6 protein-coding genes are annotated in these 4,844 nt (G+C 67.2%); 3 read left to right on the top strand and 3 right to left on the bottom strand.

Annotated features, from left to right (window positions below; translation table 11 throughout):
- The 3 genes from dapE to msrB all read left to right on the top strand — a co-directional run.
- A partial coding sequence (gene dapE, locus QZ847_RS16600) for a succinyl-diaminopimelate desuccinylase (RefSeq protein ID WP_294358729.1) occupies positions 1 to 1,085 on the top strand: 1,085 nt, incomplete at its 5' end.
- A 57-nt stretch (positions 1,086 to 1,142) separates the two neighbouring features.
- A complete protein-coding gene (locus QZ847_RS16595) occupies positions 1,143 to 1,658 on the top strand; it encodes a DUF1440 domain-containing protein (RefSeq protein WP_294358725.1) in 516 nt (171 codons plus the stop codon).
- Positions 1,659 to 1,694: 36 nt separating this feature from the next.
- Positions 1,695 to 2,141 carry a peptide-methionine (R)-S-oxide reductase MsrB gene (gene msrB, locus QZ847_RS16590; RefSeq protein ID WP_294358723.1) on the top strand — a complete coding sequence of 149 codons (447 nt, stop codon included), beginning with the start codon at positions 1,695 to 1,697 and terminating at the stop codon, positions 2,139 to 2,141.
- A 3-nt stretch (positions 2,142 to 2,144) separates the two neighbouring features.
- Here msrB and QZ847_RS16585 read toward each other — a convergent pair whose 3' ends face one another.
- The 3 genes from QZ847_RS16585 to QZ847_RS16575 all read right to left on the bottom strand — a co-directional run bounded on the left by QZ847_RS16585 (position 2,145) and on the right by QZ847_RS16575 (position 4,628).
- Positions 2,145 to 2,594, bottom strand: a complete 450-nt coding sequence (locus QZ847_RS16585; RefSeq protein WP_366930211.1) for a Smr/MutS family protein — start codon at positions 2,592 to 2,594, stop codon at positions 2,145 to 2,147.
- Between the two features lie 76 nt (positions 2,595 to 2,670).
- Positions 2,671 to 3,771, bottom strand: a complete 1,101-nt coding sequence (locus QZ847_RS16580; RefSeq protein ID WP_294358719.1) for a murein transglycosylase A — start codon at positions 3,769 to 3,771, stop codon at positions 2,671 to 2,673.
- 212 nt (positions 3,772 to 3,983) lie between these two features.
- Positions 3,984 to 4,628, bottom strand: a complete 645-nt coding sequence (locus tag QZ847_RS16575; protein WP_294358714.1) for a Tim44/TimA family putative adaptor protein — start codon at positions 4,626 to 4,628, stop codon at positions 3,984 to 3,986.
- Positions 4,629 to 4,844 lie beyond the last annotated feature (216 nt).

Here is a 4,844-nt window from a genome sequence, read left to right as displayed (position 1 = left end):
CTGACAGCGTCACCCCCGCGCGCGGCGCCGTGTTCGACGTGCTGGAGGCGGCGCTCACGCCCATCGGATTCACGATCGACCGCGTCGTCACCGGCGACGCACCCGACGGCCCGGTCGAAAACCTGATCGCGCTGCGGGAAGGCACGGGCGCGCATCTTGCCTTTGCCGGCCACGTCGACGTCGTCCCACCCGGCGAGGGGTGGCAGGGCTCCCCAGGGTCCGGCGACATCCGCGGGGCCCTGCTCTACGGCCGCGGCGCGGTCGATATGAAGGGCGCGGTTGCCGCCTTTATCGCCGCGGCGGCGCGGGCGAGCGGCCCGACGCTCAGCCTGCTCATCACCGGCGACGAGGAAGGCCCGGCGACCTACGGCACGCCTGTGCTGATCGAACGGCTGGCCGCGCTCGGCATCACGCCCGATCTCTGCCTCGTCGGCGAGCCCACCTCGGTCCGCCAGCTCGGCGACATGGTGAAGATCGGCCGCCGCGGCTCGGTGAACATCTGGATCGAGGTGCCGGGCCGGCAGGGCCACGTCGCCTATCCCAATCTCGCCGACAACCCGATCCCGAAACTGATCGCCGCGCTGGCCGAACTCAACGCGCTCGTGCTCGACGAGGGCAACGCCTGGTTCCAGCCTTCGAATCTCGAAGTGACCGACATGAATGTCGGTAATCCAGCGACCAACGTAATTCCCGCAGCGGCTAAGGCACGGATCAGCATCCGCTTCAACGACCTGCATCGCGGCGCCGAGTTGGCTGACCGGGTCACCGGGATTGTTCACCGCCATGCGCCAGGCGCGATCGTCACGGCGCGTGTCTCGGGCGAGGCGTTCCTGACCGAGCCGGGCGCGCTCTCCGCCATGCTGTCGACCGCGATCCTTGAGGAGACGGGGCTGACTCCCGAGTTGTCGACGACGGGCGGGACATCCGACGCGCGCTTCCTGCGCGCGCTGTGTCCCGTGGTCGAGTTCGGGTTGCTCAACGCGACGATGCACCAGCGCAACGAGGCGGTGGCGGTCGACGACCTTCACGCGCTGACCCGCATCTACGCCAACCTGCTGCAACGCGTCTCGGCGCCGGCCGCGTAGCGCAACCGGATACGCGCACGTCCGTTGTTCCGGCTCAACATAGGTTAGGCAAGAACGATGCGGACTCTTGAGACCGATGAGGGCACGACGATCAAGGTGCTACGCGGTGCGGTGGCGGGCGGCATTGCGGGTGCCGTCGCATCGTTCGCGATGGACAGGTTTCAAGCCGTCGTCTCCGAGTTCAGATCGTCCGGCGACGATAACGAGATTTCCGAACCTGCGACCGAGCAGGCTGCCGATGCGGTGGCAAAGCAGCTCACCGGGCATGAACTTCCGCCGGCCACCAAACCGCTCGCCGGGCAGTCGATCCACTACGCGCTCGGGGTCGGTCTCGGTATCATCTACGGCATCGCCGCCGAGCTTCGCCCATCGTCGACCGCCGGATACGGCACCGGCTTCGGCGTGGCGACCGCGACGCTGCTAGATGAAGCGGCCGTGCCGGCGGTAGGGCTTGGCACCGCGCCGTGGCATACCGATCTATCAACCAACCTCTATTCCTACGCGTCGCACTTGGTGTTCGGCGTGACGAGCGAGCTGGTTCGGCGACAGGTCGCGGGCACGCTTCGCACGTGAACACGTTGGCGGCGCGAGAGGTCACAAGGAGCGATCATGACCGAATATACCAAGACCGATGACGCCATCGCGCGGCTGACACCGGAGCAATTCTACGTAACGCAACAGAGCGGTACCGAGCGGCCGGGTACGGGCGAGTATCTCTACAACAAAAAGCCGGGTATCTACGTTGACATAGTCTCCGGCGAGCCGCTGTTCGCGTCGGCCGACAAATACGAGTCGCATTGCGGCTGGCCAAGCTTCACCAAGCCGATCGAGCCCGCGCGCGTAAATGAGCTGTCCGACCGCACCCACGGCATGGTGCGCACCGAGGTACGCTCGGCGGGCGGTGACAGCCATCTGGGTCACGTGTTCGAGGATGGCCCGCGCAATCGGGGTGGCCTGCGCTACTGCATCAACTCGGCCGCGCTACGCTTCGTGCCCAAGGAGCAGATGGAGTCGGAAGGGTACGGAGCCTATCTCGATCAGGTCGAGGACGCCTGATCCTCAGCGTCTGCGCCGCAGGATGACGTAGAGCGCACCCGCGCCGCCGTGCCGCGGATGTGCACCGCGCACCGCCGCGATTGCGTCTGCGTGGCGGGAGAGCTGAAGCCAGTCCCCGATCGCCGCGCGGATGGCGCCGCGCGCGTGTGGGCGCTCGCTCTCCTTGCGCGGCGGTCGCCCGGTCACGAGCAGGATCGTGCGTTCGCCAAGCCTGATTGCCTGATCGAGCTGATGATCGAGCAACGCGTGCGCCGACGCGAGCGTATGTCCGTGGAGGTCGATCGTGCGATCGGGCGTGACCATGCCGGTGGTCAGCTTGCGGTCCCACGTACGATCGAGCGTGTTCGCTGTCGACCGCGCTACGGGCACGGCGGCACGTGCCGGGCTCGCGACAGGCGCGACCATCGGTGATCGTGCTGCCTTCGCCTTCATCGGCGCGGACGGCGCGATCACCGAAGCGGTGGTGAGAGGTCTTTGCGGCCGCAATGGACGCACAGTGGCGCGCAGCTGCGCCCAGGCGTTCGCCTCTTCAGGGCCGAGGCGTCGTCCCACCGGTCGCTCCCCCGCTGCGCAGCCGATCCGCAGTGCCGATTGGCAGCAGCAGGAATGCAGTGCCGCGCGCGCTCATCCCGCCCGCGATCGCACGCGCCTCGCTGCCGGCACCCCAAAAGGTATCGAACCGGTTCGCACCTTTGATCGCGCCGCCGGTATCCTGTGCGATCCAGATTCCGTTGGCGTCGACGCGGTCCATCGACAGCAGCACCGGTGCGCCGAGCGGGATGAACTTGGGATCGGCCGCCACCGTCGCGCCGCCGGTGACCGGCAGCCCAAGCGCCCCGAGCGGCGGACCATCGAGCACGCGGAAGAAGACGAAACTCTTGTTCTCGCGCATGATGGCGCGGCCCTCATCGGGGTGGTCGTGCAGCCACTGGACCACGCCTTGCATCGACGCCTGATTGGGGCCGATCAGCCCGCGCGCCCGCATCAACGCGCCGATCCCGGTGTAGTCGCGCCCGTTCTGCGTATCGTAGCCGATCCGCAGCAGCGATCCGTCGGGCATGCGGACGTTGCCCGAACCCTGAACCTGGAGGAAGAAGAATTCGACCGGATCGACTGCGTAGCCGAGCACGCGCGCGCGGCCGTTGAGCGCCCCCTCCTCGATCGCCGTTCGGTCGAAATAGGGCACGAAGTTCGAGCCATCGACGCGTCCACGGATCTTCTTGCCCGCGAGATCGGATGAGAAGGCGCCGAGATCGACGTCGATCAGGTCGTTGGGGCGCGCATAAATTGGCGCGTAACCGGCGCGCTCCTCGAGCGAGCCGCGTATCTCCGGAATGTAGTAACCAGTCGCGTAGGCGCGTCCGTCACCGACCTGCACCGGCTCCAGATAGCGGCGGAAGAAGTCAGGTGCCTGTCCAGATGCAGTCGTCGCGGCCGCTGAACAGGCGGGTTGCCAATCGGTGGGTGACGTCAGCCCTGACTGGTCCGCACGACGCAGCAGGCTGGGGCAGGAGGTACGAAACGCCTGCAACGCCAGCGCGGCATTGTCGGTCGAGATCGGCAGTGCGCTCCAATCGACCCCGCGCACCGTACCCGCCTGCGCCGCGGTGAGCGCGCCGGGTGCGGCCATCGCGGGCACCGGAAGGATCGGAACCGACGCGACCGGTTGCCGTGGCCCCGCTTCCTCGTATCGGCGCGGCTGGTCGCGGTCACGCTGCGCAGGGTATGACGGCGACGGCGGTGGCAAAGCGCCGCTCTCCGCTCTGGGTGGCGGCGCAACACCGCCCACGCACGCCGACAGTGCCAGCGCACCGGCCAGCGCAGTTACACCGCGACAATACCTCACGCCTCGTCGGTGTCCGCGAGCATCCAGTTCGGATCGGCGCTCTTGAGCGTACGCGTGAAGGTCCACACATCATGCGTCTGCACCGCGTCGCTGAGCGAGCCGGCGACCACATTGCCATCAGTATCGCGCGTCACCGCCGCGATGTCGGCGTCGAACCGCACCGCGACCTGCGCCAACCGGCCATCGACCGAGGCCGAGACTATCGACGCGCGTTCGATCGTCACCAGACGATTGTCCAGCACGTGTCCAGCGTCACGACGCGCCTGAATGGCCTCCACGAACGCCTCCCGCACGTCGGGAACGACCAGATCGGCCAGCGCGTCCTCGTCACCGCGCCAAAACGCTTCAAGGATCATGCGGTACGCCGCCTGCGATCCGTCGATGAAGCGCGTCACGTCGAAACCCGGCTCGGCCGCCGCGACGGCGCGAAGGCCGCTCTCGGCGCCGCTGTCGAAAGGACGTACGGTGGCGCCTCGTACGTCGGGCACGTTCTCGACCGTTCGTGGCTGCGTAACCGCCGCGACACGCTCTTCCGCCGCGCGCGGCAGCGATTGCTCATGACCACCGCGCTTGCCGAGCACCGAATATAAGCGAAGCGCCAGGAACGCGGCGACCATCGCTAGCAGGACAACGTAGAACACCGGGCCTCCGATCAGCAGACGCACAACATAGTCCGAGCCTGCGCGAACTTCAAATCGACGAGCAGGCACGTTGTATCCACGTGTTCGCACTGCTAATCGCGCCGCAACTGGGCCAGGCGCGCGGCATTCGGCGCGACGGCGCTCTTTTCTCGCAAGGATCAGGATCATGGACGAGCAGGACAACGGCGTAACGCAGGACGGCAACCCGTTCGAGAA

Origin of the sequence: uncultured Sphingomonas sp., from assembly GCF_913778135.1 — a bacterium.
Classification (GTDB): Bacteria; Pseudomonadota; Alphaproteobacteria; order Sphingomonadales; family Sphingomonadaceae; genus Sphingomonas.
The sequence above is the reverse complement of the archived record's forward strand: the minus strand, read 5'-3'. Positions and strand labels throughout refer to the sequence as shown.